Origin of the sequence: Streptomyces sp., assembly GCF_035645055.1 — a bacterium.
Lineage (GTDB): Bacteria > Actinomycetota > Actinomycetes > Streptomycetales > Streptomycetaceae > Streptomyces.
In genome coordinates, this window is sequence record NZ_DASQNH010000013.1 from 1 (window position 1) to 24,582 (window position 24,582).

21 protein-coding genes and 1 pseudogene are annotated in these 24,582 nt (G+C 74.8%); 12 read left to right on the plus strand and 10 right to left on the minus strand.

The window, feature by feature from the left end; genetic code table 11:
• Positions 1 to 182 precede the first annotated feature (182 nt).
• On the plus strand, positions 183 to 1,625 hold the full coding sequence (purB, locus tag VE614_RS03425) for an adenylosuccinate lyase (protein ID WP_324931698.1): 1,443 nt from the start codon (positions 183 to 185) through the stop codon (positions 1,623 to 1,625).
• A gap of 13 nt (positions 1,626 to 1,638) precedes the next feature.
• The gene (gene mug, locus VE614_RS03430; protein WP_324931701.1) at positions 1,639 to 2,184 is read left to right on the plus strand and encodes a G/U mismatch-specific DNA glycosylase; all 546 of its coding nucleotides are present in this window, start codon (positions 1,639 to 1,641) and stop codon (positions 2,182 to 2,184) included.
• An 18-nt stretch (positions 2,185 to 2,202) separates the two neighbouring features.
• On the opposite strand, the gene VE614_RS03435 is transcribed toward mug, so the two are convergent.
• Genes VE614_RS03435 through VE614_RS03445 form a run of 3 tightly spaced genes read right to left on the minus strand, consistent with a single transcriptional unit; the run spans position 2,203 to position 4,323 of the window.
• Positions 2,203 to 2,634: a hypothetical protein gene (locus VE614_RS03435; RefSeq protein ID WP_324931704.1), complete on the minus strand. Its 432-nt coding sequence runs from the start codon at positions 2,632 to 2,634 to the stop codon at positions 2,203 to 2,205.
• A gap of 40 nt (positions 2,635 to 2,674) precedes the next feature.
• Positions 2,675 to 3,400 carry an ABC transporter permease gene (locus VE614_RS03440; RefSeq protein ID WP_324931707.1) on the minus strand — a complete coding sequence of 242 codons (726 nt, stop codon included), beginning with the start codon at positions 3,398 to 3,400 and terminating at the stop codon, positions 2,675 to 2,677.
• A gap of 2 nt (positions 3,401 to 3,402) precedes the next feature.
• Positions 3,403 to 4,323: an ATP-binding cassette domain-containing protein gene (locus VE614_RS03445; RefSeq protein WP_324931711.1), complete on the minus strand. Its 921-nt coding sequence runs from the start codon at positions 4,321 to 4,323 to the stop codon at positions 3,403 to 3,405.
• Between the two features lie 108 nt (positions 4,324 to 4,431).
• On the opposite strand from VE614_RS03445, the gene VE614_RS03450 reads away from it, so the two are divergent.
• The 3 genes from VE614_RS03450 (at position 4,432) to VE614_RS03460 (ending at position 7,524) form a co-directional block, all read left to right on the plus strand.
• A complete protein-coding gene (locus tag VE614_RS03450) occupies positions 4,432 to 5,586 on the plus strand; it encodes a sensor histidine kinase (protein WP_324931714.1) in 1,155 nt (384 codons plus the stop codon).
• Positions 5,587 to 5,600: 14 nt separating this feature from the next.
• On the plus strand, positions 5,601 to 6,266 hold the full coding sequence (locus tag VE614_RS03455) for a response regulator transcription factor (RefSeq protein WP_324931717.1): 666 nt from the start codon (positions 5,601 to 5,603) through the stop codon (positions 6,264 to 6,266).
• Between the two features lie 100 nt (positions 6,267 to 6,366).
• Complete coding sequence (locus VE614_RS03460; protein WP_324931720.1) at positions 6,367 to 7,524, plus strand: ROK family transcriptional regulator; 1,158 nt, start codon at positions 6,367 to 6,369, stop codon at positions 7,522 to 7,524.
• Positions 7,525 to 7,776: 252 nt separating this feature from the next.
• Here VE614_RS03460 and VE614_RS03465 read toward each other — a convergent pair whose 3' ends face one another.
• Both VE614_RS03465 and VE614_RS03470 read right to left on the minus strand, forming a co-directional pair.
• Positions 7,777 to 8,541, minus strand: coding sequence for a GntR family transcriptional regulator (locus tag VE614_RS03465; RefSeq protein WP_324931723.1), 765 nt, complete (start codon positions 8,539 to 8,541; stop codon positions 7,777 to 7,779).
• 244 nt (positions 8,542 to 8,785) lie between these two features.
• Complete coding sequence (locus tag VE614_RS03470) at positions 8,786 to 9,670, minus strand: RNA polymerase sigma-70 factor (RefSeq protein WP_324931726.1); 885 nt, start codon at positions 9,668 to 9,670, stop codon at positions 8,786 to 8,788.
• A 176-nt stretch (positions 9,671 to 9,846) separates the two neighbouring features.
• Here VE614_RS03470 and VE614_RS03475 point away from each other — a divergent pair, with 176 nt between their 5' ends.
• On the plus strand, positions 9,847 to 10,677 hold the full coding sequence (locus tag VE614_RS03475; RefSeq protein WP_324931728.1) for an alpha/beta fold hydrolase: 831 nt from the start codon (positions 9,847 to 9,849) through the stop codon (positions 10,675 to 10,677).
• A gap of 242 nt (positions 10,678 to 10,919) precedes the next feature.
• On the opposite strand, the gene VE614_RS03480 is transcribed toward VE614_RS03475, so the two are convergent.
• The gene (locus VE614_RS03480; RefSeq protein WP_324931731.1) at positions 10,920 to 11,852 is read right to left on the minus strand and encodes a DMT family transporter; all 933 of its coding nucleotides are present in this window, start codon (positions 11,850 to 11,852) and stop codon (positions 10,920 to 10,922) included.
• Between the two features lie 47 nt (positions 11,853 to 11,899).
• On the opposite strand from VE614_RS03480, the gene VE614_RS03485 reads away from it, so the two are divergent.
• From VE614_RS03485 to VE614_RS03495, 3 genes are all read left to right on the plus strand, one after another.
• Complete coding sequence (locus VE614_RS03485) at positions 11,900 to 13,357, plus strand: PLP-dependent aminotransferase family protein (RefSeq protein ID WP_324931734.1); 1,458 nt, start codon at positions 11,900 to 11,902, stop codon at positions 13,355 to 13,357.
• 121 nt (positions 13,358 to 13,478) lie between these two features.
• A complete protein-coding gene (locus VE614_RS03490) occupies positions 13,479 to 15,053 on the plus strand; it encodes an alkaline phosphatase D family protein (protein ID WP_324931737.1) in 1,575 nt (524 codons plus the stop codon).
• A 186-nt stretch (positions 15,054 to 15,239) separates the two neighbouring features.
• Entirely contained in the window at positions 15,240 to 16,613 is a 1,374-nt protein-coding gene (locus VE614_RS03495; protein WP_324931738.1) for a GNAT family N-acetyltransferase, read from the plus strand.
• A 55-nt stretch (positions 16,614 to 16,668) separates the two neighbouring features.
• Here the strand turns inward: VE614_RS03495 and VE614_RS03500 are convergent, their stop codons facing one another.
• On the minus strand, positions 16,669 to 17,814 hold the full coding sequence (locus tag VE614_RS03500; RefSeq protein ID WP_324931741.1) for a trans-sulfuration enzyme family protein: 1,146 nt from the start codon (positions 17,812 to 17,814) through the stop codon (positions 16,669 to 16,671).
• A gap of 59 nt (positions 17,815 to 17,873) precedes the next feature.
• On the opposite strand from VE614_RS03500, the gene VE614_RS03505 reads away from it, so the two are divergent.
• Both VE614_RS03505 and VE614_RS03510 read left to right on the plus strand, forming a co-directional pair.
• Positions 17,874 to 18,350, plus strand: coding sequence for an Lrp/AsnC family transcriptional regulator (locus tag VE614_RS03505; protein WP_324931744.1), 477 nt, complete (start codon positions 17,874 to 17,876; stop codon positions 18,348 to 18,350).
• 47 nt (positions 18,351 to 18,397) lie between these two features.
• The gene (locus tag VE614_RS03510) at positions 18,398 to 20,089 is read left to right on the plus strand and encodes a DUF885 domain-containing protein (RefSeq protein ID WP_324931747.1); all 1,692 of its coding nucleotides are present in this window, start codon (positions 18,398 to 18,400) and stop codon (positions 20,087 to 20,089) included.
• A 25-nt stretch (positions 20,090 to 20,114) separates the two neighbouring features.
• On the opposite strand, the pseudogene VE614_RS03515 reads toward VE614_RS03510, so the two are convergent.
• Together VE614_RS03515 and VE614_RS03520 are read right to left on the minus strand one after the other, a co-directional pair.
• A pseudogene (locus VE614_RS03515) lies at positions 20,115 to 20,441 on the minus strand (SDR family oxidoreductase); the annotation flags it as partial.
• 42 nt (positions 20,442 to 20,483) lie between these two features.
• A complete protein-coding gene (locus tag VE614_RS03520; RefSeq protein ID WP_324931750.1) occupies positions 20,484 to 20,978 on the minus strand; it encodes a rhodanese-like domain-containing protein in 495 nt (164 codons plus the stop codon).
• A 135-nt stretch (positions 20,979 to 21,113) separates the two neighbouring features.
• Here VE614_RS03520 and VE614_RS03525 point away from each other — a divergent pair, with 135 nt between their 5' ends.
• On the plus strand, positions 21,114 to 21,560 hold the full coding sequence (locus VE614_RS03525) for an Lrp/AsnC family transcriptional regulator (RefSeq protein WP_324931754.1): 447 nt from the start codon (positions 21,114 to 21,116) through the stop codon (positions 21,558 to 21,560).
• On the opposite strand, the gene VE614_RS03530 is transcribed toward VE614_RS03525, so the two are convergent.
• The gene (locus VE614_RS03530) at positions 21,554 to 24,544 is read right to left on the minus strand and encodes an SMC family ATPase (RefSeq protein WP_324931757.1); all 2,991 of its coding nucleotides are present in this window, start codon (positions 24,542 to 24,544) and stop codon (positions 21,554 to 21,556) included. The genes VE614_RS03525 and VE614_RS03530 overlap by 7 nt on opposite strands.
• Positions 24,545 to 24,582: the final 38 nt, after the last annotated feature.

Consider the following 24,582-nt stretch of genomic DNA (forward strand, 5'->3'; position numbering starts at 1 on the left):
CCTGCGACGATGGGCGCACCCGCAGGCGTGGCGGCCGCCCGCGACGGCGGCCGGGGCGCGGGCCGGTGACGGCGGCGGCGGGCGGCGCGGGCCGTGCCCGGGCGCGTGACGGCCGTCTCGTAGCTTCCGCTGAACCATCCCGTGGCGCTGGCCTGCACAAACCGCCAGTAGAATCTGGACACGTGACTTCAGCGCCCGCCAAGCCCCGCATCCCCAACGTCCTCGCCGGACGCTACGCCTCCACCGAGCTCGCCACGCTCTGGTCGCCCGAGCAGAAGGTGAAGCTGGAGCGTCAGCTCTGGCTCGCCGTGCTGCGGGCCCAGAAGGACCTCGGGATCGAGGTGCCGGACGAGGCGATCGCCGACTACGAGCGCGTCCTCGACACCGTCGACCTCGCCTCCATCGCCGAGCGCGAGAAGGTCACCCGGCACGATGTGAAGGCGCGGATCGAGGAGTTCAACGACCTCGCCGGGCACGAGCACGTGCACAAGGGCATGACCTCCCGCGACCTCACCGAGAACGTCGAGCAGTTGCAGATCCGGCTCTCCCTGGAGCTGATGCGCGACCGCACGGTCGCCGTGCTCGCCCGCCTCGGCAAGCTGTCCGCCGAGTACGCCGAGCTGGTCATGGCCGGCCGCTCGCACAACGTCGCCGCCCAGGCCACCACCCTCGGCAAGCGCTTCGCGACCGCCGCTGACGAGCTGCTGGTCGCCTACGGCCGGGTCGAGGAGCTGCTGGGCCGCTACCCGCTGCGCGGCATCAAGGGCCCGGTCGGCACCGCCCAGGACATGCTGGACCTGCTCGGCGGGGACGCCGCGAAGCTGGCCGACCTGGAGGGCCGGATCGCCGCCCACCTCGGCTTCGGCCGGGCCTTCACCTCGGTCGGCCAGGTCTACCCGCGCTCCCTGGACTACGAGGTCGTCACCGCGCTGGTGCAGCTGGCCGCCGCGCCCTCCTCGCTGGCCAGGACGATCCGGCTGATGGCCGGGCACGAGCTGGTCACCGAGGGCTTCAAGCCGGGCCAGGTCGGCTCCTCGGCGATGCCGCACAAGATGAACACCCGCTCCTGCGAGCGCGTCAACGGCCTCATGGTCATCCTGCGCGGCTACGCCTCGATGACCGGCGAGCTGGCCGGCGACCAGTGGAACGAGGGCGACGTGTCCTGCTCGGTGGTGCGCCGCGTCGCGCTGCCGGACGCGTTCTTCGCCCTCGACGGCCTGCTGGAGACGTTCCTGACCGTGCTCGACGAGTTCGGTGCCTTCCCCGCCGTCGTCGCCCGGGAGCTGGACCGCTACCTTCCGTTCCTCGCCACCACCAAGGTGCTGATGGGCGCGGTGCGCGCGGGCGTCGGCCGCGAGGTCGCGCACGAGGCCATCAAGGAGAACGCCGTCGCCTCCGCGCTCGCCATGCGTGAGCAGGGCGCCGAACGCAACGAACTCCTCGACAAGCTGGCCGCCGACGAGCGCATCCCGCTCGACCGCGCCGGGCTGGACGCGCTGATGGCCGACAAGCTGTCCTTCACGGGCGCCGCCGCCGACCAGGTCGGTGTCGTCGTCGGCCGGATCGAGGAGATCGTGAAGCGGCACCCGGAGGCCGCGGGCTACACGCCCGGGGCCATCCTCTGACGCGCGCCGCACGATGGCTCGCTTCACCCCCGCGGAGCTGGAGGCCGCCCGCGACCGGCTCGTGCCGGACGTCGTCGCGGACGGCCTCCGTGTGCTCTTCTGCGGCATCAACCCCGGGCTGATGACCGCCGCGACCGGCCACCACTTCGCGCGCCCGGGCAACCGCTTCTGGCCGGTGCTGCACCTGTCCGGGTTCACGCCGCGGCTGCTGAAGCCCGCCGAGCAGCGGGAGCTGCTGTCGTACGGGCTCGGCATCACCAACGTGGTGCCGCGGGCGACGGCCCGGGCGGACGAGCTGACCGCCGACGAGTACCGCGAGGGCGGGCGGCAGCTGGCGCTGAAGGTGACCCGGCTGCGCCCGCGCTGGCTCGCGGTGGTCGGGATCACCGCCTACCGGGCCGCCTTCGACGACCGCAAGGCCCGGGTGGGGCCGCAGGAGCGGGTCATCGGGGACACGCGTGTGTGGGTGCTGCCCAACCCCAGCGGGCTCAACGCCCACTGGACGGCGCAGACGATGGCGGAGGAGTTCGCCCGGCTCCGGGCCGCCGCGGAGGACTGACCGGCGGCGGGCCTCGTCTCACGGCGGGTCCGTGTCCGTGACCACCGCGAGCAGCCGTAGCACGTCCGCCGGGTCGCGGTCGGCCACGGCGACGGCGACCCAGCGGCCGGTGCCGTCCGCCCGCCAGACGTACGCCTCGTCGGTCAGCTGGCTCAGGCTCGCCCACGGCTCCGGTATCTCCTCGCCGCGCACACCGCGCACCCGCAGCGTCAGCGTGCCCCACGCGGGCACCGTGCCCCACCGCTCGTGCAGCCGTCCGGCGACGGCCTCCTTGTGGGCGCCGACATCCTCCGCCGTCGTCTCGCATGACGTCTCCTCCCCCTCCCCCGTGTACAGCTCCGCCATGAAGTAGCCCGGGCCCGCCCGGCCCACGTCCGACCAGCCGTGCTCCGCGGGGAAGGGGCGCAGGCACAGCCGGTCGATCGTGTCCAGGCACCGTGCGATGTCCATGCCGCCAGTAAACCCGGCACCACTGACAATTGGCGCGGCGTCAGGCGTCCCGCCGCCGCACGCTCCAGGCTCCCGCCGCCACCGCGGCCGCCGTCCACAGCGCGGTCACGGCGAGTCCGCCCCACGGGCCGAGGGAACCGTCGGGGTCGGCGCGCAGGACGACTTGACCGGCACGGTCGGGCAGGTACTCGGGCAGACCGCCCGCCGAGCTTCCCAGGACGAACGACACCACGAGCAGCAGCGGGACGAGGATGCTGAGCGCGCCGACGGCGCTGCGCAGCAGGGCCGTGAGTCCGGCCGCGAACAGGGCCATCAGGGCGAGGTAGAGGCCGCAGCCGAGCACACCGCGCAGTTGCTGTCCCGCGGTGAGCCCGTCGGCCGCGGCACCGAGGCCCGCGCGGGCGACGACCAGTGAGGCGGCGCCGGTGACCAGCCCGACGAGGAACGCCGGTCCGGCGACGGCGGTCAGCTTGGCCGCGTACCAGCGGCCCCGCTGGGGCACCGCGGCGAAGGCGAGGCGCAGCCCGCCGCCGGAGAACTCGGAGGACACGGCGAGGGCGCCGAAGACCACGGCAGCGATCTGGCCGGGCCCGATCCCGAGGAACGCCGTGAACAAGGGGTCGAAGTCGGGGTCTTCGGTGCTGCCCGTCGCGGCGATCGCGGAGAACGCCGTCGTCACCGCGAACAGCGCGACGAGGGCGCCGTACACGGCGCGCAGGGTGCGGATCTTCAGCCACTCGGCGTGCAGGACGGGGAGGAACGGCATGGTCAGGCCTCCTGGCGCAGGGCGGTGAACTCGGTCTCGGCGGCGGTCAGATCGAGGTAGGCCTGTTCCAAGGTGCCTTCCTGGGTGGCGAGTTCGAGGAGGGGCAGGCGTGCCTCGGAGACGAGGCGGCCGATGTCCTCCACGCGCGCGTGCCGCACGATCCAGCCGCCCTCCTCGCACGGGGCGGCCTCGTGGCCGTGCCGGGCGAGCAGGTCCCGCAGCGCGCCGTCGTCGGTGGTGCGCACCCGGACGGCGGGCTGCACGCGCGCGTCGATGAAGGCGCGCATCGGCATGTCGGCGAGCAGCCGTCCCCGGCCGAGGACCACCAGGTGGTCGGCGAAGGACGCGGTCTCGTTCATCAGATGGCTGGAGACCAGGACCGTGCGGCCCTCGTCGGCGAGCCGGCGCAGCAGCGTACGGATCCAGATGATGCCTTCGGGGTCGAGGCCGTTGGACGGCTCGTCCAGCATGATCACGGGTGGGTCGCCGAGCAGGGCCGCCGCGATGCCGAGGCGCTGGCGCATGCCGAGGGAGTACGTCTTCACCCGGCGGCGGGCGGCCGTCGCCAGGCCCGTTCCGGCCAGCATCTCGTCCACGCGGGACAGCGGGACGCGGTTGCTCGCCGCGAGGGTGCGCAGATGGTCGCGGCCGGTGCGCGAGCCGTGCGCGGCCTGGGCGTCGAGCAGGGCACCGACCTCGCGCAGCGGCTCGCGCAGGGTGGCGTAGGGGCGGCCGCCGACGGTGGCGGTGCCGGAGGTCGGCCGGTCGAGGCCGAGCACGAGCCGCATGGTGGTGGACTTGCCGGCGCCGTTCGGGCCGAGGAAGCCGGTGACCCGGCCGGGCTCAACGGTGAAGGTGACGTGGTCCACGGCGCGCCGGGTGCCGTACTCCTTGGTGAGGTCTCGGACGTCGATGCTGGTCATGGCCTCAGACTGGCGCCCGCGCCGGGGGCGTCGCCTCCCCTGCGGGTGGAGATCGTCTCCCCCGCTCGGGGGAGGCCCGTTGCCGGTGGCGGCTGGCACGATGAGCCGATGGTCCGTTATCTCCGCCCGCTGATGCGCGGGACGACGTACACGCGTCTGCTGCATCTGTGGGTGCCGGTGCTGCTGGTCAGCGTGTGGTTGTTCATCGACATGGCGCGGCCGTGGGTGCCCGCCCTGTTGATGATCCCCGTGGGGCTGATCCCGGCCGTGCGGCGGGGCGAGGGGCTTCAGGCGCGGTTCATGCTGACGCCCGACGAGTCGGACTCGGGCATCTCCACGGCGCCGTCGGCGACCTGGGGCGACCGGCTGCGCACCGTGGTGTGGCTGGAGGCCCGGATGCTCCTGGGCGCGGTGACCACCTTCCTGACGGTCTGGATGCCCGTCTTCGCCGTCGATCTGGCCGAGGCGTCGCTCGGCCCGGAGCAGCACGGCAATCCGGTCCTGCGGATCGCCGAACCGCACTGGGGGTACGCCTTCCTGGCCCCCCTCCCCCTGATCGTCATGGCCGCGGCGGTGGTGGGCCTCGGTGAGCTGATCACCGTACTCGCGCGCAGGCTGCTCGGGCCGTCGGCGGCGGAGCGGCTGGCGGCTCTGGAGGAGCGCACCGAGCGGTTGCTGGAGCGCAACCGGATCGCGCGGGAACTGCACGACTCCATCGGGCACGCGCTGACCGTGGCGGTGGTGCAGGCGGGCGCCGCGCGGGCGGCGGGCGACCCGGCGTTCACGGACCGGGCACTCGGCGCGATCGAGGAGACCGGGCGGGCCGCGCTGGAGGATCTGGACCGGGTGCTGGGCATCCTGCGGGAGACGGAGCGCCCGGCGAGCAGCCGGCCGACGCTGGCCGAGGCGGACCGGCTGCTGGAGTCCGCGCGGGCCTCCGGGACGAAGGTCGACGCGGAACTCTCCGGGCCGCTGGCGGACGTTCCGGGCCCGGTCTCCCGGGAGGGTTACCGCATCCTCCAGGAGGCGCTCACCAATGTGCTGCGGCACGCGGACGGAGTCCCCGCGCGGGTGCGGGTCGCGGTCGCGGCGGGGCGGCTCGACCTGGAGGTCCGCAATCCGCTGCCGGTGCCGTTACCCGGGCCTGGCCGGGGCAGTGGCCTGCGCGGCATACGGGAGCGGGCCGCGCTGCTCGGCGGCCGGGCGCACACGGGGCCGGATGACGGTGACTGGCAGGTGCACGTCGAGCTGCCACTGGGCTGATCTACGCTGGGCGGGTGCCGCCGATCACCGTGCTCCTCGTCGACGACGAACCGCTCGTCCGCGCGGGCCTGCGTGCCGTCCTGGAGGCGCAGCCCGACCTGGAGGTGGTCGGGGAGGCCGCCGACGGGGCCGCGGTGATCCCGCTGGTGCGGCGATTGCGGCCGGACGTGGTCGCCATGGACGTGCGAATGCCGCTGCTGGACGGGATCGAGGCCACCCGCGCGGTGCTGCGGATCGTGCCGGATCCACCGAAGATCCTGGTCGTCACGACGTTCGAGAACGACGAGTACGTCTACGAGGCGCTGCGGGCCGGGGCCGACGGGTTCCTGCTGAAGCGGGCCCGGCCGGCGGAGATCGTGCACGCGGTGCGGCTGGTCGCGGAGGGCGAGTCGCTGCTGTTCCCGGCGTCCGTGCGGCAGCTGGCCGCCGAGTACGGCGACGGCGGCGGGAACCCGGCGGCCCGGGCCGCGCTGGAGCGGGCGCAGCTGACCGAGCGGGAGGCGGAGGTGCTGCGGCTGATGACGCGCGGTCTGTCGAACGCGGAGATCGCCGGGCAGCTGGTGGTCGGCACGGAGACGGTGAAGTCGCACGTCAGCGCGGTGCTGGCGAAGCTGGGGGCGCGGGACCGCACCCAGGCGGTGATCGCGGCGTACGAGTCGGGGTTCGTCTCCCCCGGCTGACCGGGACGGTGGGCGAACGCCGGGCCGGGGGGCGCTCGCCGGGGTGGGCGGTGCCGAGTACGATCCGGCCAACACGCGCACGAGCTGGGAGGACGGGACGTTGGCGGGGCTGACCGGCGGGGATCCCTCGCTGCTGCGAAGGATCAATTCCGCGGTGGTGCTGCACGCACTGCGTGCCACGGACTGCGCGACGCTGACCGAGATCACCCGGGTCACCGGACTGTCCCGGCCGACCGTCGAGGGCGTCGTCGAAGGGCTCATAGAGGCCGGGCTGGTCGTCGAGAAGGCCGCGGAGGAGGGCGCCGCCCGGCGGCAGGGGCGGCCCGCCCGGCGGTTCCGGTTCCGGGCCGAGGCCGGTCATCTGCTGGGCCTGGAGATCGGTCCGCACCGGGTCGCCGCGCTCCTCGCCGACCTGGACGGCAAGGTGCTCGGCGCGCAGGCGAAGGACGTCTCCGAGACGGCGCCGGCGGACGAGCGCCTGGAGCGGCTGCGGACGGCTGTCGCCGAGCTGCTGCGCCGCGCGGGGGTCGCCCGGGGCTCGCTGCGCGCCGTGGGGGTGGCGACGCCGGGCATCGTGGAGGCGGACGGCACGGTGCGGCTGGGCACGGCGCTGCCCGGCTGGACGGGGCTGCGGCTCGGCGAGCGGCTGAGCCGGTCCTTCAAGTGCCCGGTGCTGGTGGAGAACGACGCCAACGCGGCGGCCGTCGCCGAGCACTGGAAGGGCTCGGCGACCGAGTCCGACGACGTGGTGTTCGTGCTGGCCGGGCTGAGCCCGGGCGCCGGGGCGCTGATCGGCGGACGGCTGCACCGGGGGTACGGCGGGGCGGCCGGGGAGATCGGGGCACTGCACCTGCTGGGCCGGGAGGTGACGCCGGAGACGCTGCTGTCCACCACGGACGAGCCGCTGCACCCGCTGGACGAGCAGCAGGTCGCCGAGGTGTTCGCGCGGGCCCGCGAGGGCGACCGGCGCGCCCGCGCGGCGGTCGACCGGTTCATCCGGCGGCTGGTCCACGACGTGGCCGCGCTGGTCCTGGCGCTCGACCCCGAGCTGGTGGTCATCGGCGGCTGGGCGGCGGGCCTGGACGGCGTCCTGGACCCGCTCCGCCGCGAGCTGGCCCGCTACTGCCTGCGCCCGCCGAAGGTCGCGCTCTCCCTGCTCGGCGAGGCGGCGGTCGCGACGGGCGCTCTGCGGCTCGCCCTCGACCATGTGGAGGAACAGCTCTTCGCGGTCGAGGGCACGGTGACGGCACGCCGCTGACAGGCGCCGACGCGGTGGTCCCGGGCGGGTGACGGGGGGAGGGAGACGGTGCGGGCCGGTCCGGGACGGACCGGCCCGCACCGACCCGGCTGGGCACCGCACCCGGGGCGGCGAACACCGGTCCCGCGAGCCGACTCCTTCGGCAGCCAAGCCCGGCGAGGGCTCTCAGGACGCCACCCCGGCGAGGGCTCTCAGGACGCCACGCCCCCGCGCGACCGGGATTTCAGGAAGCCTGGTCCGCTCGGCCCGGAGTCAGGACGCCCGGCGTTCCGGATCCTGGTGGATCTCGACGCCGCCCGAGTCGCCGAAGGTCAGCCGGCAGGTGTCCGCGCGATAGGTCGCGACGGAGAGCGCGGCCGTACGGCCCTCGGCGAAGAAGCGGGTGGTGACGACGAGGACGGGCGCGCCCGGCAGCCGGTCCAGCTCCTTGGCGTCGTCCGCGCGGGCCGAGCCCAGCTCGACCGCGCTGTCGCGTCCTTCCAGCTCCAGCCGCTGGAGTTCGCGCAGCACCGCACGCGCGCGTGCCGGTCCGGACGGGGCGTCGATGGCGGTGAGGTCGGGCACCGAGGCCGCGGGGAGATAGAGCAGTTCGGCGGCGACGGGCTGGCCGTGGGTCGTCCGGGTGCGGCGGACGATGTGCACGGGCTCGTCGCGGCCGGTCTCCAGGGCGGCGGCGACGGCGGTGGGCGGGACGGCGGTGGCGCAGTCGGCGGCCTGCCAGGCGTCGTCGCCGGGCGAGCCGGGCCAGGCGTGCTGCTCGGTGCCGACGGCGACCCCCACGCGCGGCGGTGCCACGGTCGTCCCCACACCGCGGCGGCGCTGGAGCCGGCCCTCCAGTTCGAGCTGTTCGAGGGCCTGGCGGAGGGTCGCGCGCGCGACGCCGAAGCGAGCGGCCAGCTCCCGCTCGTTGGGCAGGATCTCACCGACGGAGAACTCGGAGTCCAGTGCCTCGGTGAGCACGGTCTTGAGATGCCAGTACTTCGGTTCCGGCACCGTTTCCAGCTGCGTGGTCCCCACCCTGTCCTCCGCAATCGCCGGTGTTCCCGCGGCGTTTTAGCGCCCTTGTTTATTAAAGGTTGTTGCACTTGTCTGCGACCATAGGGCGGCCCCCACCCTTGGTCAAGACCAATCCTCGATCCCCGGCACGGCGCACGGGAGCGACGTCGGCGGAGCGGTCATGAGGCGTTCGCACGGCGCGGGGCGCGTGACACGACCGCGAAGCCCCCGTCGCGGGACGGGGGCTTCGCGTGGAGGGGTGCGGTCAGGCGCCGGCCGTGAAGGACCGCAGCTTGTCGGGGTTGCGGATGATGTAGACCGACTGGACGCGCCCGTCGAGGACGTCGAGCTGGAGCACGGAGTCGGGCCGGTCGCCGTCCGTCGCGAGGATCGCGGGACCGCCGTTGATCTCCAGCAGCCGGAAGGACACCGGGCCGCGCTTCTCGGCGGCGCCGATGAGGAAGCGGCCCACCTTGTCGGCGCTCCGCAGGATCCGCAGCGGCGCCCGGGACTTGCCGCCGCTGTCGCCGACCAGCCGGACGTCGGGCGCGAGCAGCGCCATCAGGCCGCTCAGGTCACCCTCCGCGGCGGCGGCGAGGAAGCGTTCGGTGAGGTCGCGGCGGTGCGCGGGGTCGACGTCGTAGCGGGGCCGCCGTTCGTCGACGTGTCTGCGGGCCCGGCCGGCCAGTTGCCGTACGGCGGGTTCGCCGCGGTCGAGCAGGGCGGCGATCTCGGCGTACGGGTAGCCGAAGGCCTCGCGGAGCACGAACACCGCGCGCTCCAGCGGTGACAGCGACTCCAGGACGACGAGGACGGCGAGGGAGACGGAGTCGGCGAGCAGGGCGCGCTCGGCGGCGTCCGGGACGGTGTCCTCGTAGGCGGTGACGTACGGCTCGGGCAGCCAGGGGCCGACGTAGGTCTCGCCGCGCGCCTTGATCCGGCGGAGCCGGTCGATGGCGAGGCGGGTGGTGATCCGCACCAGGTAGGCGCGCGCCTCGCGCACCTCGCTCCGGTCCGCGCCGGCCCAGCGCAACCAGGCGTCCTGGACCACGTCCTCCGCGTCGGCCGCGCGGCCGAGCATGCGGTAGGCGACGCCCAGGAGGAGGGGGCGGTGCTCTTCGAAGACGTCGGTGGCGGTGTCGGTGGTCACGGCCCCATCCCAGCCGACGCGCGCGGTGGTGTCCAGGCGAATTCCGGTGTGCGGAGCGGGTGGTGCGCGGGATCGCGCGCCGTGGCGCGGTCGTGAGCGCTCGGGGGCTACCCGCCGGTAGCGATTGCTGACAAGGTGTCTGCGCAACGTCCCCCGGCGCAACCACGAGGAGCAGCATGTCCGCCACCGTCTCCTTCAAGGTCCCCGCCCCTTCCGGGCTGCGGCCGATGACCGTCTCCTACGCGCGTGAGGGCGACGGTGAACCGTTGCTCCTGCTGCACGGCATAGGCCACCACCGGCAGGCCTGGGACCCGGTGATACCCGTACTGGCCAAGGAGCGCGATGTGATCGCCGTCGATCTGCCCGGATTCGGGGAGTCCCCGGCGCTCCCCGACGGGCTGGCGCACGACCTGCCGACGATGACGGCCGTCCTCTGCGCGCTGTGCGCGGCCCTGGGGCTCGAACGGCCGCATGTGGCGGGCAACTCGCTGGGCGGACTGCTGGCGCTGGAGCTCGGCCGCGCCGGGGCGGTCCGTTCCGTGACGGCGCTGTCCCCGGCCGGTTTCTGGTCGGAGGCCGAGCGGCGGTACGCCTTCGGCGTGCTGTCGGCCATGCGCGGCATCGCCCGCCGGACACCCCCGTCGGTGGTCGAGCGGCTGGCACCGTCCGCGGCCGGCCGGACCCTGCTGACCAGCACCATCTACGCGCGCCCGGCCCGCCGTTCGCCCGCGGCGGTGGTCGCCGAGACCCGCGCGCTGGCCCAGGCCCCGGGCTTCACCGAGACCCTGCGCTCGGGCCGGACCGTGCGGTTCACGGACGACGTGCCGGGCCTGCCGGTCACCGTGGCCTGGGGCAGCCGGGACCGGCTGCTGGTGCCCCGCCAGGGTGTCCGGGCCAAGACCGTCATGCCGCGGGCCCGGCTGATCCGGCTGCCCGGCTGCGGTCACGTCCCGATGAACGACGACCCGGCGCTGGTCGCGCGCGTCCTGCTCGACGGCAGCCGCTAGGCGGGGTCCCGTCGGACACCGCGAGCCCGGCATGATCGACGGGGGCGCCCCCTTGGCCCCGCACGGGGGGCGGTCAGCCGGCCAGGGCCCTAGGACCTCCCGCAAGACGGTCGGGTTGTACGGCATGCTCACGTGCGGTGTGCGGACCTGCGGGCCGACAACTCGCTGCCGGCCCGGAACCGCGGCCCGGCCGGCGCGGTCCTCTGGACCCGGTCCGCCTGCCCCCCCCTCACTGAGGTGTGTCACTCCTGCCTGCGCGCGAGCGGGCGCGACCCCTCGTAACCGGGGAGCGGCCCCTGCCGCGAGGCCCGCTTCAGTGCTCCGGAGCCCAGCGCGACTCCCGCGCCGACCAGGGCGCTGCCCACGGCCTGGGCGAGGCCGTAGGAGCCGGTACCGACGAGCGGGGCGGTGCAGGCGGCGGCGACGGGGATGAGCCCGGAGAAGAGGGTGGCGCGCTCGGCGCCGATCCGCTGCATGCCCATGTACCAGCAGACGAAGCCGATGACGGTGACGATCGCCGCCTGCCACAGCAGGGCGGCGGTCTCGGCGGCGTCGGGGCGGCGCAGCCAGCCGGTGCCGTCGAGCAGGAGCCCGGCCGCCGCGGACTCCAGCGCGGCGACGCCGCACACGGTGGCGGACAGCAGCCGCGGTCCCAGCGGGCGCAGCACGGGCACGGCGAGGACCGCGAAGCCGACCTCCCCGGCCAGCGCGCACACCGACCAGGTGAGCCCGGCACCGTCGGTGCGGCCCCAGCCCTGGACGGTGAAGGCGCCGACGGCGACGAGCGAGGCCCCGTACAGCACGGCGCGCCGGGGCCGTCTGCCGTCCAGCAGGGGGACGAGGACGGCGACGACGACGGGCGCGCAGCCCACGAAGACGCCGGGCACCGCGGGTTCGGCGGTGCGCTCCGCCGCCAGGATCGCCAGGTTGAAGCCGACCATGCCGACGGCCGCGAGCAGCGCGAGGCGCGCCCACTGCCGGGCGGTGAGGGCGCGCAGCCGGGCTGCGGCGCCGGGGCCGGCCGCCGGGAGGAGCAGCAGACAGGCGAGGGCGTAGCGCAGGAACTGGCCGCCCGCGTACGGGTAGGCGCCGAGGAGGCTGTTGGCGGTGAAGGACCCTCCGACGAGGACGCAGGCGAACGCGGCGAGCAGGGAGCCGCGGGTGGTGGCGTTCATGGGGCCGACGCTAGGCAGCGCGGCGGCCCGGATTAAGGTCCACTTCCATGACGGTGTCCCGGACCAATGCGCTCGCCACGGACGGCCAGGAGGGCCAGGCGGGCGGCTCGGCCGCCTGGGAGGTGCTGCTGCCGGCCGCCTCGGCACCGGCGCGGTCCCGGGGGCGGGCGCTGCAGGCGGCGCTGCGCGAGGCGGTGCGCTCCGGCCGGCTGGCGCCGGGGACGCGGCTGCCGTCGAGCCGGGATCTCGCCGCCGATCTCGGGGTGTCGCGCGGGCTGGTCACGGAGGCGTACGAGCAGCTGACGGCGGAGGGGTATCTGCGCAGCGGACGGGGGGCGGGGACCTGGGTGGGCGAGGCCGCGCGGGCCGCGCGCCCGCGCGCTCGGGACCTCGCCCCGCGCTCCCCCGGCGCGCTCGCCGACTTCGTGCCCGGGACCCCGGACCTGTCGCTGTTCCCGCGCGCGGCCTGGGCGGCGGCGCAGCGGCAGGTGCTCGCCGAGCTGCCGCACCACGGGCTCGGCTACCCCGACCCACGCGGTCTGCCCCGGCTGCGCACGGCGCTGGCCGCGCTGCTGGCCCGGCGGCGGGGTGTGGTCGCGGACCCGGAGCGGATCGTGGTGGTCTCGGGGGTGACCCAGGCGATCTCGCTGATCTGCGGCACGCTGCGGGCGCGCGGCGTGGGCGGGATCGGGGTGGAGGACCCGGGCAGCCCGCAGCACGACGACGTGTACACCGCCACCGGGATCTCCACCGTGCCGCTGCCGCTGGACGAGGAGGGCCTGGCTCTGGACCCGCTGCGCGGCTCGGGCGTACGGGCCGTCGTCACCACCCCGGCGCACCAGTACCCGACCGGCATCGGGTACTCCGCGCGGCGCCGCGCCGAACTCCTCGACTGGGCGCGGTCGGTGGACGGCCTGGTGCTGGAGGACGACTACGACGGCGACTTCCGCTACGACCGGGCACCGGTGGGCGCGCTCCAGGGCCTGGACCCGGAACGGGTCGCCTACACGGGCTCGGTGAGCAAGTCCCTGGCGCCCGGGCTGCGGCTGGGGTGGCTCATGGTCCCCGAGTGGCTGGCCGAGGAGGTCGTCCGGCGCAAGCGGACCATCGACCTCGGCCATCCGAGTGTCGACCAGGCGGTGTTCGCCCGGTTCCTGGAGCGCGGCGACTACGACCGCCAGCTGCGCCGCTGCCAGCGCGCCTACCGGGAGCGGCGGGACGCGCTCGTCGCCGCGCTGGCGGAGCACTTCCCCGGTGCGGAGGTGTCCGGGATCGCGGCCGGTCTGCATGTCATCGCCACGCTGCCCGAGCGGTACGGCCCGCAGGACCGCTTCCTCTCGCGCGTGGCCGGTGCCGGGGTCGCCGTACGTCCGCTGTCGGACTGCCTGTACCAGCCGGGCGGTGATCAGGGGAAGACGGCGGCCGTACGGCTGGTGGTGGGGTACGCGCACCTGTCGCCGGGCCGGATCCGGGAGGGTGTCCGGCTGATGGCCGAGGCGGCGTGACGCGCGGGGCGGCTCTCCGTCGGGTGCGGTCAGTTGTTCACTCGTGGTTTCCGTGTGCGCCGCGGCGCACCAGTAGGTGTGGCTGCACACACCGACCGGACCCCCGCCTGGAGGCCCCTCCATGTCACAGCGCCCGCTCCCCGACCGCCGCACCGTACTGCGCGGTTCGCTCGCCGCGTCCGCCGCCCTGACCCTGCCCGCCGGTCTCGGCGCGACTCCCGCCCTCGCCCTGTCGGGGCGTCCGCGGGCGGGCTGGGGCGTGCAGACGGGCGATGTGACGACGGACTCCGGCCTGGTGTGGGTGCGCTCGGACCGGCCCGCCCGGATGCTCGTCGAGACGTCGGCCACCGAGTCCTTCCGCAATCCGCGCAGATGGCACGGCCCGCTGCTGGGCGCGGACACCGACTTCACCGGGACCACCCGGCTGCGCGGCCTGCCGCCCGGCGAGCAGATCCACTACCGGGTGCTGCTGACCGACCCGGACGACCCGCGCCGCACCGGCGAACCGGTCACCGGTACCTTCCGCACCGCGTCCCTCCGGCGGCGCGACGGTGTGCGGTTCCTCTGGTCCGGCGACCTGGCCGGGCAGGGCTGGGGCATCAACCCGGAGCTGGGCGGCTACCGCATCTACGACGCGATGGCGGCCCTGGACCCGGACTTCTTCCTCTGCTCCGGCGACAACGTCTACGCCGACGGCCCGATCACCGAGACCGTGGCGCTGCCCGACGGGCGGACCTGGCGGAACGTCACCACCGAGGAGAAGGCGAAGGTCGCCGAGACACTGGCCGAGTTCCGCGGCAACTTCCGCTACAACCTGCTGGACGAGAACCTGCGCGCGTTCAACGCCCGGGTGCCCTCCATCATCCAGTGGGACGACCACGAGGTGACCAACAACTGGTATCCGGGCGAGATCCTCACCGACAGCCGGTACACGGAGAAGAACGTCGACGTGCTCGCCGCGCGGGCCCGGCGGGCGTTCTCGGAGTACTTCCCCGTCTCCACGCTGCGCCGCCCCGACGGCCGGGTCTACCGGGTGCAGCACCACGGCCCCTTGCTGGACGTCTTCGTGCTCGACATGCGGACCCACCGCAACGCGAACTCCCCGGGTGACCAGAGCACCGACCCGCGGGGCATCCTCGGCCGCGAGCAGCTGGAGTGGCTGAAGAAGGAGCTGTCCCGGTCGCGCGCGGTGTGGAAGGTGATCGCCTCCGACATGCCGCTCGGTCTCGTCGTGCCGGACACCGGGGACGGCGAGCCGAACATCGAGGCCGTGGCCCAGGGCGACCCGGGCGCCCCGCTCGGCCGTGAGCTGCAGATCGCCGAGCTGCTGCGGTTCGTCAAGCACCGGCGGATCACCGGCACGGTCTGGCTGACGGCCGACGTGCACTACACCTCGGCGCAGCACTACCAGCCGTCGCGTGCGGCGTTCACCGACTTCGAGCCGTTCTGGGAGTTCGTCTCGGGCCCGCTGAACGCCGGTGCCTTCCCGGCCAACGCGCTCGACGGCACGTTCGGACCGGAGCGGGTCTTCGTGAAGGCCCCGGCCCGCGCGAACGTCTCGCCCGCGGAGGGCTACCAGTTCTTCGGCGAGGTCGAGATCGACGGCGGCAGCGCGGAACTGACGGTCCGGCTGCGCGAGCAGGACGGCACCGTGCTGTTCACCAAGGTGCTCCGGCCGGGCCTCGTCGGCCAGTAGATCCCGTACCCTCGTCACCGTGTCGCGCACCGCCGTCATCCCGCGGTGCGCGGCATGACGGTCAGCGCATGACCTTCAACGGTCAATTGAACCGTAAATGGGACAGAAGGTCGCTTAACCCATCAGTCACACACTGTTCGTGATCACGCAACACCGTTCCTTCACAGTGGGTGCATGAAGCGGAAGATGACTGATGTGACGCGCGCGAAGAACGGGCGTCCCGTGCACCACTGGCGCCGGGACGTGGTCGAACTCGCCGCCCTCTTCACCGCCGTGGCGGTCGCCGACGCCGTGGCCAACCTGATCGGGCACGGACCCGACGGCCCGACGCTGCTGCTGGGCTCCGCGGTCGCGCTGCTCGCCACCGCGGCCTTCCACACCTGGTGGGCACGGCGCCACGGCCACGCACCGCCGGCCGACGATACCGGCGCCCTGCCGGGCACCACCGAAGGAACGGCGGCTGACGAGGTCTCCGCCCGGAACGTGCTGTGGCGGCTGCGGACCACCGTCCGGGACGAGCCGGGCTCGCTGGCCGCGCTGTGCACGGCTCTCGCCGGACACCGGGTGGACATCCTGAGCCTGCAGACCCATCCGCTGGGCGACGGCACGGTCGACGAGTTCCTGCTGCGCGCCCCCGGCGTGCTCCCGGCCGGTGAGATCACCCGGGCGGTGTCGCTGGCCGGCGGCACCGGCACCTGGATCGAGCGGGCCGACGCCCACGACCTGGTGGACGCCCCGACCCGGATCCTCGGGCTGGCCACCCGCACCGCACTGGACGCGGCCGAACTGCCGCTGGCGCTGCGTCAGCTGCTGGGCCGCTGCACGATCCGCCAGCTGCCCGCGGCCCCGGCCGGGCGCGCGGGCGGCGCCGACGCCGTACCGGCGGAGGGCGTGCTGGAGGACACGGTGCTGCGGCTGCGCGCCCCGGAGGGCGGCGTGATCACCGTCGAGCGGCCGTATCTGCCGTTCACCCCGACCGAGTTCGCGCGGGCCCGGGCGCTGGTGGAACTGGACTCGCGGCTCGGCCCGCGCATCCCGCGCGGCCAGGACGTGCTGACCCTGCCGGAAGGCAACGCCATCACCGTGCACCGGGCCGACACCGGCGACCTGGAGGCGGCGAAGGAGATGCACGAGCGATGCTCGGCCCGCACCCTCGCCCTGCGCTACCACGGGCCGGTCGGCGACGCGGACCGCTATCTGAACCATCTGCTCTCGCCGCGCTTCGGCCGCACGCTCGCCGTTCGGACCGCCTCGGGGCGGATCGTCGGTCTCGGCCACCTGCTGTGGGACGGCGACGAGACCGAGGTCGCGCTGCTCGTCGAGGACACCTGGCAGCGGCGCGGCATCGGCACCGAACTGCTGGGCCGCCTGGTGGCGATGGCGGCCGAGGCGGGCTGCGAGAGCGTCTACGCCGTCACCCAGTCCTCCAACACCGGCATGGTCGCCGCGATGCGCGGCCTGGGCCTGCCCCTCGACTACCAGATCGAGGAGGGCACCCTGGTGATCACGGCCCGGCTCCAGACGGCCCCGGCGGCCACCGGGCCGGCCGTGCGCGACTGATCCCCGCGCGCTCGCTCCGAGGAACGGCCCGGCGGAGACCGGGCCGTTCGCTCGTTCACCCCAGGGCGCCGTCCAGGTCCGCCCACAGGTCGTCCACGTCCTCCAGGCCCACCGACAGCCGCAGCAGCCGGTCGCTGACGCCGGCGCCCCGGCGGTCGTCGGCGTCCACGATGCGGTGGCTGATGGACGCCGGGTGCTGGATGAGGGTGTCGACGCTGCCGAGGCTGACGGCCGGGGTGACCAGGCGGACCCCGCCGATGACCGCGTGCGGGTCGCCGTACACCTCGAAGGCGACCATCGCCCCGCCGATGCCCGGGTAGTGCACCCGCTCGACCCGCGGGTCGACGGCGAGCCGGCGGGCGAGTTCGGCGGCGGTCTCCGAAGCGGCCCGCACCCGGACCGGCAGGGTGGCCAGGCCACGCAGGAGCAGATATCCGGCCAGCGGGTGGAGGACCCCGCCGGTGGCGAATCGGACCTGCCGCAGCCGCCCCGCGAACTCCTCGTCGCAGGCGACCACTCCGGCCAGCACGTCACCGTGCCCGCCGAGGTACTTGGTGGCGCTGTGCAGCACCAGCCGCGCGCCGTGCTCGACGGGACGCTGGAGCACGGGTGTGGCGAAGGTGTTGTCCACCAGCAGCGGCACCGAGCCGCAGGCGTGGGCGACGGCCCGCAGATCCACCTCGGCGAGGGTCGGGTTGGCCGGGGACTCGACGAGGACGAGACCGGTGTCGGGGCGCAGCGCCTCCGCGATCCCCGCCGGGTCGGTCCAGGTGACCTCGGAGCCGAGCAGCCCGGCGGTCAGCAGATGATCGCTGCAGCCGTACAGCGGCCGTACCGCCACCACGTGCCGCAGGCCCAGGGAGGCCCGGACCAGGAGGACCGCGCTGAGGGCGGCCATGCCGCTGGCGAACGCGACGGCCGCCTCGGTGCCCTCCAGCCGGGCGAGGGCGGTCTCGAAGCGGGCGACGGTGGGATTGCCGAGGCGGGCGTAGACGGGCGGTCCGTCCGGCTCGGCGCCGGTCGCGGCGAACGCGTCGATCCGGGCGGCCTCGGCCCGGCTGTCGGCGGACGGGTAGGTGGTCGACAGATCGATCGGCGGGACGTGCAGGCCCTGCCCGGCGAGGTCGTCGCGGCCGGCGTGCACGGCCTCGGTGGCCAGTGCCCGGGTACGGGTCGGTGACTGTGTACGCGCTGTCTCCATGGCCAGAGGGTGAACACCGGCCGGGGTCGGATCCGAGAACCCCGTGTTACGTTCGGCCGGTGGCCGAATCTGTCGTACTGGATCCGGTGGACCTCCATCTGCTGCGGCTGCTGCAGAACGACGCCCGGACGACCTACCGGGAGCTCGCCGCGCAGGTCGGGGTCGCACCGTCGACCTGCCTTGACCGGGTGACCCGGCTGCGCCGCGCGGGCGTGATCCTCGGGCACCAGCTCCGGCTGGATCCGGCCAAGCTGGGGCGGGGCCTGGAAGCACTGCTGTCGGTGCAGGTCCGACCGCACCGCCGGGAACTGGTGGGACCGTTCGTGGACCGGATCCGGGCGCTCCCGGAGTCCCGGACCGTCTTCCACCTCACGGGCCCTGACGACTACCTCGTCCATGTCGCCGTCGCCGGCATGGCGGACCTTCAGCGGCTCGTCCTCGACGAGTTCACGGCCCGCCGCGAGGTGGCCCGGGTGGAGACCCGCCTGATCTTCCAGCAGTGGGACTGCGGCCCGCTGCTGCCGCCTTCGCCGTAGGCGCAAACCGGGTGACGGGTCCGGGCCGTCGTACGAGGATGGTCCGCATGTCAGAGATCAAGAGCCCGCTGCCCCGCGAGGTCGCCGACACCTTCGTCGACGAGCTCATCGCCCTCGACCCGGTGACCGGCACCTACCTCGGTGTGAAGGAGAGTTCGAGCCGGCTGCCCGACACCTCGCCCGCGGGCCGGGAGGCGCTGGCGGAGCTGGCCCGCCGGACGCTGGCGCGGCTGGACGAGGCCGAGCGGCGGCCCGGCGCGGACCGCGACATCGAGCGGCGCTGCGCCCGGCTGCTGCGCGAGCGGCTGACCGCCGAACTCGCCGTGCACGAGGCCGACGAGGGCCTGCGCGCGGTCGGCAACATGAGCACCGCCGCCCACCATGTACGCGAGGTGTTCACGGTGACCCCTGCGGACACCGACGAGGACTGGGCGGCGATCGCCGAGCGGCTGCGGGCGGTGCCCGCCGCGCTGGCGGGCTACCGCGAGTGCCTGGCGCTCGGCCTGGACCGCAAGCTGTACGCGGGCCCGCGCCCGACCGCCGTCTTCCTCGAACAGCTCACCGAGTGGGCGGACACCGACGGCACCGGGCGCGGCTGGTTCGAGGACTTCGCCGCGGCCGGCCCCGGGACCCTGCGCGCCGAGCTGGACGAGGCGGCCCGGGCGGCGACGGCGGCCGTGGCGGAGCTGCGGGACTGGATCCGCGAGGTGTACGCGCCGGCCGTCGAGGGCGCCCCGAACACGGTGGGCCGTGAGCGCTACGCCCGCTGGGCGCGCTACTACAACGGCACCGACCTCGACCTGGACGAGGCGTACGCCTACGGCTGGTCGGAGTTCCACCGCCTCCTCGGCGAGATGCGGGCGGAGGCGGAGAAGATCCTGCCCGGCGCCGGGACACCGTGGGTGGCGCTCGCGCACCTGGACGAGCACGGCCGCCACATCGAAGGCGTCGACGAGGTCCGGGAGTGGCTCCAGGGCCTGATGGACGAGGCGATCGAGAAGCTGGACGGCACCCACTTCGAACTCGCCGAGCGGGTGCGGAGGGTGGAGTCCCGCATCGCCCCGCCCGGCGGCGCCGCCGCCCCCTACTACACGCCGCCGTCGGAGGACTTCTCCCGCCCGGGCCGCACCTGGCTGCCGACCATGGGCCTGACCCGGTTCCCGGTCTACGACCTGGTCTCCACCTGGTACCACGAGGGCGTGCCCGGCCATCACCTCCAGCTGGCGCAGTGGGCGCACGTCGCCGAGAACCTGTCCCGCTACCAGGCCTCCGTCGGCCTGGTCAGCGCCAACGCCGAGGGCTGGGCGCTGTACGCGGAGCGGCTGATGGACGAGCTGGGCTTCCTCACGGACGCCGAGGTGCGGCTCGGCTATCTCGACGCGCAGATGATGCGGGCACTCCGGGTGATCGTCGACATCGGCATGCACCTGGAGCTGGAGATCCCCGCGGACTCGCCGTTCCACCCGGGCGAGCGGTGGACGCCGGAACTGGCCGAGGAGTTCTACGGCGCGCACAGCAGCCGTCCGGTGGACTACGTCTCCAGCGAGATGACCCGCTATCTGACGATCCCCGGCCAGGCGATCGGCTACAAGCTGGGCGAGCGGGCCTGGCTGCTGGGCCGGGAGAAGGCGCGCGAGCGGCACGGTGACGGCTTCGACCTCAAGGCCTGGCACATGGCCGCCCTCTCCCAGGGTTCGCTGGGCCTGGACGACCTGGTCGACGAGTTGTCCCGGCTCTGACCCGCCGCGGCGCCGCGCGCGCCGCTCATCCGCGGAAACCGCTCTCGGAATCGATCACCTGACCGGTGACCCAGCCCGCCTCGTCCGTCGCCGGCCAGGCGATGAGGCGGGCCGGGTCGTCCGGCATGCCCCAGCGTCCGGCAGGAAAGCGGGAGGCGACCCGGTCGTAGGCCTCGCCCGACAGACAGCCGGTGTCGACCGGCCCGGGGTTGACGGCGTTCACGGTGACGGCGTGCTCGGCGAGGGTGGTCGCGAGGGAGCGGGTGACGGACGCGAGGGCGCCCTTCTGGAGGGCGTAGGCGATCTCGCCGGGCATACCGCCGCCGTGGTCCTGCCCCGAGGTCATCAGGCCGCCCGCACCCACCGGACGGCAGCCGCCCACCGCTCCAGCGGCTCAGCAGCCACAGTCCCCGGAGCCCGCCGGCGCCGTCAGCGCATCGGCGACGCGCCGCTCACGCCCCTCCCACGTCTCGAACTCGAAACCCTCCCGCACCCAGTACTCGAATCCCCCGAGCATCTCCTTGACCCGGAACCCGAGTTCGGCCAGGGCGAGCGCGGCCCGGGTCGCGCCGTTGCACCCGGGACCCCAGCAGTACGTCACGACCGGCACCGACGTGTCCAGCAGCTGCTCGGCCTGCTCCGCGATGAGCGCGGTCGGCAGGTGGACCGCGCCGGGGACGTGTCCCTGGTCCCAGGCCGCGGTGGACCGCGAGTCCAGCACGACGAAGCCGGGGTCACCGTCGGCGGCGAGCGCGGCGGCGACGTCGGAGACATCGGCGTGGAAGACGAGGCTCGCGCGGAAGTGGGCGGCGGCCTCGGCCGGCGCGGCGGGGGCGACACGCAGGACGGGGTTGACGGTGGCGGTGGTGGCGGTGGTGGCGGCGGTCATCGTGAGGCGTCCTCTTCTGCTGTCAGTTCCTGCTGTCCGACGACCAGAAATCTACGGCCGATGATCATCTTCCTGAAGGGCCGTTCCACGGTCCGGACCTTGATCGACCGGGGATTCCCCTGCTACCCCTGGGACATGACCGCGTTTTCCCCGGACGCCACCGACTGGCGCATCCTCGATGTCCTCCAGCGGGAGGGCCGGGCCAGCTTCGCCGAGCTGGCCCGGGCCGTCTCCATGTCCCCGAGCGCGGTCACCGAGCGGGTGCGCCGGCTGGAGGAGGCGGGCGTCATCGAGGGGTACGCGGCCGTGGTGAACCCCGGGCGACTGGGGCTGCCGATCCTCGCCTTCGTCCGGCTGCGGTACCCGACCGGCAACTACAAGCCGTTCCACGACCTGGTCGCCGCGACCCCGGAGATCCTGGAGGCGCACCACGTCACCGGCGACGACTGCTTCGTCATCAAGGTGGCCGCCCGCTCGATGCGGCACCTGGAGGAGGTGTCGGGGCGGATCGGGACGCTGGGCTCGGTGACCACCAGCGTCGTCTACTCCTCCCCGCTGCCGCACCGCCCTCTCGGTCAGTGACCCCGCTGCCGCAACGTCGACCCCGATCTGCCCTTGACGACCTCCAGCTGCGCGTGGATCCGCCGCCGCAGGTCGGCGACATGGCTGACGATGCCCACGCTGCGGTCGCGTTCGCGCAGCGAGTCGAGCACGTCCAGCACCTCGTCCAGCGTCTGGTCGTCGAGGCTGCCGAAGCCCTCGTCGATGAAGAGGGTGTCCAGGCGGACCCCGCCGGCCTCGTCGGTGACCACGTCGGCGAGGCCGAGGGCGAGGGCGAGCGAGGCGAAGAAGGTCTCGCCGCCGGAGAGCGTCGCCGTGTCCCGTTCGCGCCCGGTCCAGGCGTCGACGACATGGAGCCCGAGCCCGCTGCGACCGCGCCCGGCCCGGTCGTCCGAGTGCACCAGGGTGTACCGGCCGGACGACATGCGTTGCAGCCGTACGGTCGCGGCGGCGGCCACCTGCTCCAGCCGGGCGGCGAGGACATAGGCCTCCAGACGCATCCGGCGTTCGTTGTCGGCCGAGGTGCCGGCCGCGAGTCCGGCGAGCCGGGCCACCCGGTCGTGCTCCTCGCGCAGCGGCGCCAGCCGGCGCGCACCGGCGGCCGCGCGCGCGGAGAGACGGTCCAGCTCCGCGCAGCGGCGGGCGGCGGCGTCCCGCGCGGAGGCGGCGGCGCGCACCCGGCCTTCCGCGTCGGCGGCGGCCTGTTCGGCGGCGGCGAGGTCGGCGGGCGGCCGCTCGGCGGCTGCGGCGGTGTCGGGCTCGGCGAGCACCGCGCGGACGGCGGCCTCCTCGGTCTGCCAGGCGTCCAGCCGCCGTTGCAGCTCGCGATGGGCGGTGTCGTCGAGGAGGGCGGCTGCTGCCGCCTGCGGGGTGTCGAAGCCGGCCCGGAAGGCGGCGTCGGCGAGCCGGGCGTCGGCCTCCTTGAGGCGCTGGGCGGTGTCCTCGGCGGTACGGGCGGCCTCGGCGGCCTCGGTGAGCCGGGCGGCGCGCCGCTCCAGCTGGGCGGCGCGCGCGGCCACGCTGCCGGCCGTGCCGCGCGCCTGCGCCAGCTCCTCCTCCAGGGCGGCCCGTTCGCTCTCCAGCCGCTCCCGGTGGCCGACCCGGGCGGCGGCCCGGACGGCGGCCTGCTGCCGGGCGGCGGCGCGCCGCTCGTGCTCCTGCTCGGCGCGGCGCAGTTCCTCCTGGGCGGCGTGCAGCGCGGAGGCGGCGGCGCGCGCCTGCTGGTACCGCCGCTCCACCTCCTCCGCCTCGCGGGCGAGCGCGTCGGCCGGCGTGTCCCCGGCCTCGGCGCCCGCGGCGGCCAGGGCCTCCCGTACGGCGCCCAGGTGCCGCTCGTCCTCGGCGCGCCGCTCGTCGGCGCGCTGGTAGGCGGCGAGGGCGCGCTCCTCCGTCTCCCGGTCGACGTGCCCGGCGGTCCTGCGGGCCGGGGCGGGGTGGTCGGTGGCCCCGCAGACCGCGCAGGGCTCGCCGTCGGCGAGGCCGGCGGCGAGTTCGGCGGCGATGCCGTTCAGCCGCTGTTCCTTGAGGTCCAGCCAGTGGGCGCGGGCTTCGACGGCCCGTTCGGCCGAGTCGAGGGCCTTCCGCTGGGCGGCGGCGGCCGCTTCGGTGAGCCGGTCGCGCTGCCGGGCGGCGTCCAGCCGCCGCCGGGCCGGTTCGCGCCGTTCGGCGAGCTGTTCGGCCCGTCCGGCGGCCTCCTGCGCGGACTCGACGCGCGAGCGCAGGCGCGCGCGGGTGGTCTCCCACTCGGCGAGCCAGGCCCCGGTCTCCTCAAGGATCTCCTCGTCGGCGCGCTCCTGGCGGTCGAGGCCGTCGCGTTCGGCGACGAGGTCGGCGAGGCGGCGCTCGGCGCGGCGGGCGGACTCCAGCCCGCCCAGTTCCTCGGCGGCCCGGCGGGCGTCGGCGGCGAGCCCGGCGGCACCGGCGTCGGCGTACCGCTCGGGCAACGCCGCGCGCGCGTGGGCCTCGGCGTTGACCGCGCGGCGGTGTTCGGCCTCGGCGGACTCCCGCAGCTCCAGGGCGGGCGCGACGGCCTCGGCCTTGCGGGCGCGTTCCATCCGGGCCTGCGCCTCGCGGTGGGCGTCGGCCCGTTCCTGGAGGAGCCCGGCCCGCTGCCGGGCCTCGGCGAACCGCCGCTGCAGACGGGCCAGTTCCCGTACGTCGTCCAGGGCGCGGTCGGCGGCGGCCCGCGCGGACTCGGCGGCGGCGAGGCGGGACCGGGCGACGGTCAGTTCCTCGCGGGCGGTGCTGCGGGCGATCGCCGCGGCGCTCAGCACGGCGTCGGCCAGGCCGGGGTCGCCGGGGGCCAGCTCGGGCAGGTCCATGGTGCCGCCCGCCGCCTGCTGCATCCGGTGGGCGTCGGCCAGCAGGGCGGCGTCGCCGTCGCGCACCTCGGCCTCGGTGGCGCGGCGGCGGTCGGCGAGCCGTTTCTCGACCTCCGCGAAGCGCTGGGTGTCGAAGAGCCGGCCGAGCAGCTTGCCGCGGGCCTCGGCGTCGGCGCGCAGGAAGCGCGCGAAGTCGCCCTGCGGCAGCAGTACGACCTGGCAGAACTGCTCCCGGCTCATGCCGAGCAGCTGGGTGATCTCCTCGCCGATCTCCTGGTGGGAGCGGCTGCGGTCCCGCCAGGCGCCGGTTGCGGCGTCGTACTCGCGCAGCCAGGTCTGGGCCTTGTCCAGGGTGGTGCCGGTGCCGCGCTTCTTGGGGCGCTCCCAGGGCGGCTGCCGGGTGATCTCCAGCCGGCGTCCGGCGACGGTCAGTTCCAGCGTCACCGACGTGCGGGTGCCCGGCGCGGCGTGGTCGCTGCGCAGGCCGGTGCCCTGGCCGCTCTGCCGGGCGCCCGGGACGGAGCCGTACAGCGCGTAGCACACCGCGTCCAGCACGGAGGTCTTGCCCGCGCCGGTCGGTCCGTGCAGCAGGAACAGCCCGGCGGCGGACAGCGCGTCGAAGTCGACGCGCTGGGAGCCGCCGAACGGCCCGAAGGCGGTGATGTCGAGCCGGTGCAGCCTCATCGGGCGGCCTCCGGGGGGCGGGCGTGGCGGGGGCGGCC

Coding starts and splice junctions, on each gene's coding strand:
- VE614_RS03495 (WP_324931738.1), top strand. CDS start 15,240: ATGACTGATGTGACGCGCGCGAAGAACGGGCGTCCCGTGCACCACTGG.
- mug (WP_324931701.1), top strand. CDS start 1,639: ATGGCTCGCTTCACCCCCGCGGAGCTGGAGGCCGCCCGCGACCGGCTC.
- VE614_RS03445 (WP_324931711.1), bottom strand. CDS start 4,323: ATGACCAGCATCGACGTCCGAGACCTCACCAAGGAGTACGGCACCCGG.
- VE614_RS03530 (WP_324931757.1), bottom strand. CDS start 24,544: ATGAGGCTGCACCGGCTCGACATCACCGCCTTCGGGCCGTTCGGCGGC.
- VE614_RS03510 (WP_324931747.1), top strand. CDS start 18,398: ATGTCAGAGATCAAGAGCCCGCTGCCCCGCGAGGTCGCCGACACCTTC.
- VE614_RS03450 (WP_324931714.1), top strand. CDS start 4,432: ATGGTCCGTTATCTCCGCCCGCTGATGCGCGGGACGACGTACACGCGT.
- VE614_RS03500 (WP_324931741.1), bottom strand. CDS start 17,814: ATGGAGACAGCGCGTACACAGTCACCGACCCGTACCCGGGCACTGGCC.
- VE614_RS03485 (WP_324931734.1), top strand. CDS start 11,900: ATGACGGTGTCCCGGACCAATGCGCTCGCCACGGACGGCCAGGAGGGC.
- VE614_RS03440 (WP_324931707.1), bottom strand. CDS start 3,400: ATGCCGTTCCTCCCCGTCCTGCACGCCGAGTGGCTGAAGATCCGCACC.
- VE614_RS03480 (WP_324931731.1), bottom strand. CDS start 11,852: ATGAACGCCACCACCCGCGGCTCCCTGCTCGCCGCGTTCGCCTGCGTC.
- VE614_RS03520 (WP_324931750.1), bottom strand. CDS start 20,978: ATGACCGCCGCCACCACCGCCACCACCGCCACCGTCAACCCCGTCCTG.
- VE614_RS03435 (WP_324931704.1), bottom strand. CDS start 2,634: ATGGACATCGCACGGTGCCTGGACACGATCGACCGGCTGTGCCTGCGC.
- VE614_RS03525 (WP_324931754.1), top strand. CDS start 21,114: ATGACCGCGTTTTCCCCGGACGCCACCGACTGGCGCATCCTCGATGTC.
- VE614_RS03475 (WP_324931728.1), top strand. CDS start 9,847: ATGTCCGCCACCGTCTCCTTCAAGGTCCCCGCCCCTTCCGGGCTGCGG.
- VE614_RS03490 (WP_324931737.1), top strand. CDS start 13,479: ATGTCACAGCGCCCGCTCCCCGACCGCCGCACCGTACTGCGCGGTTCG.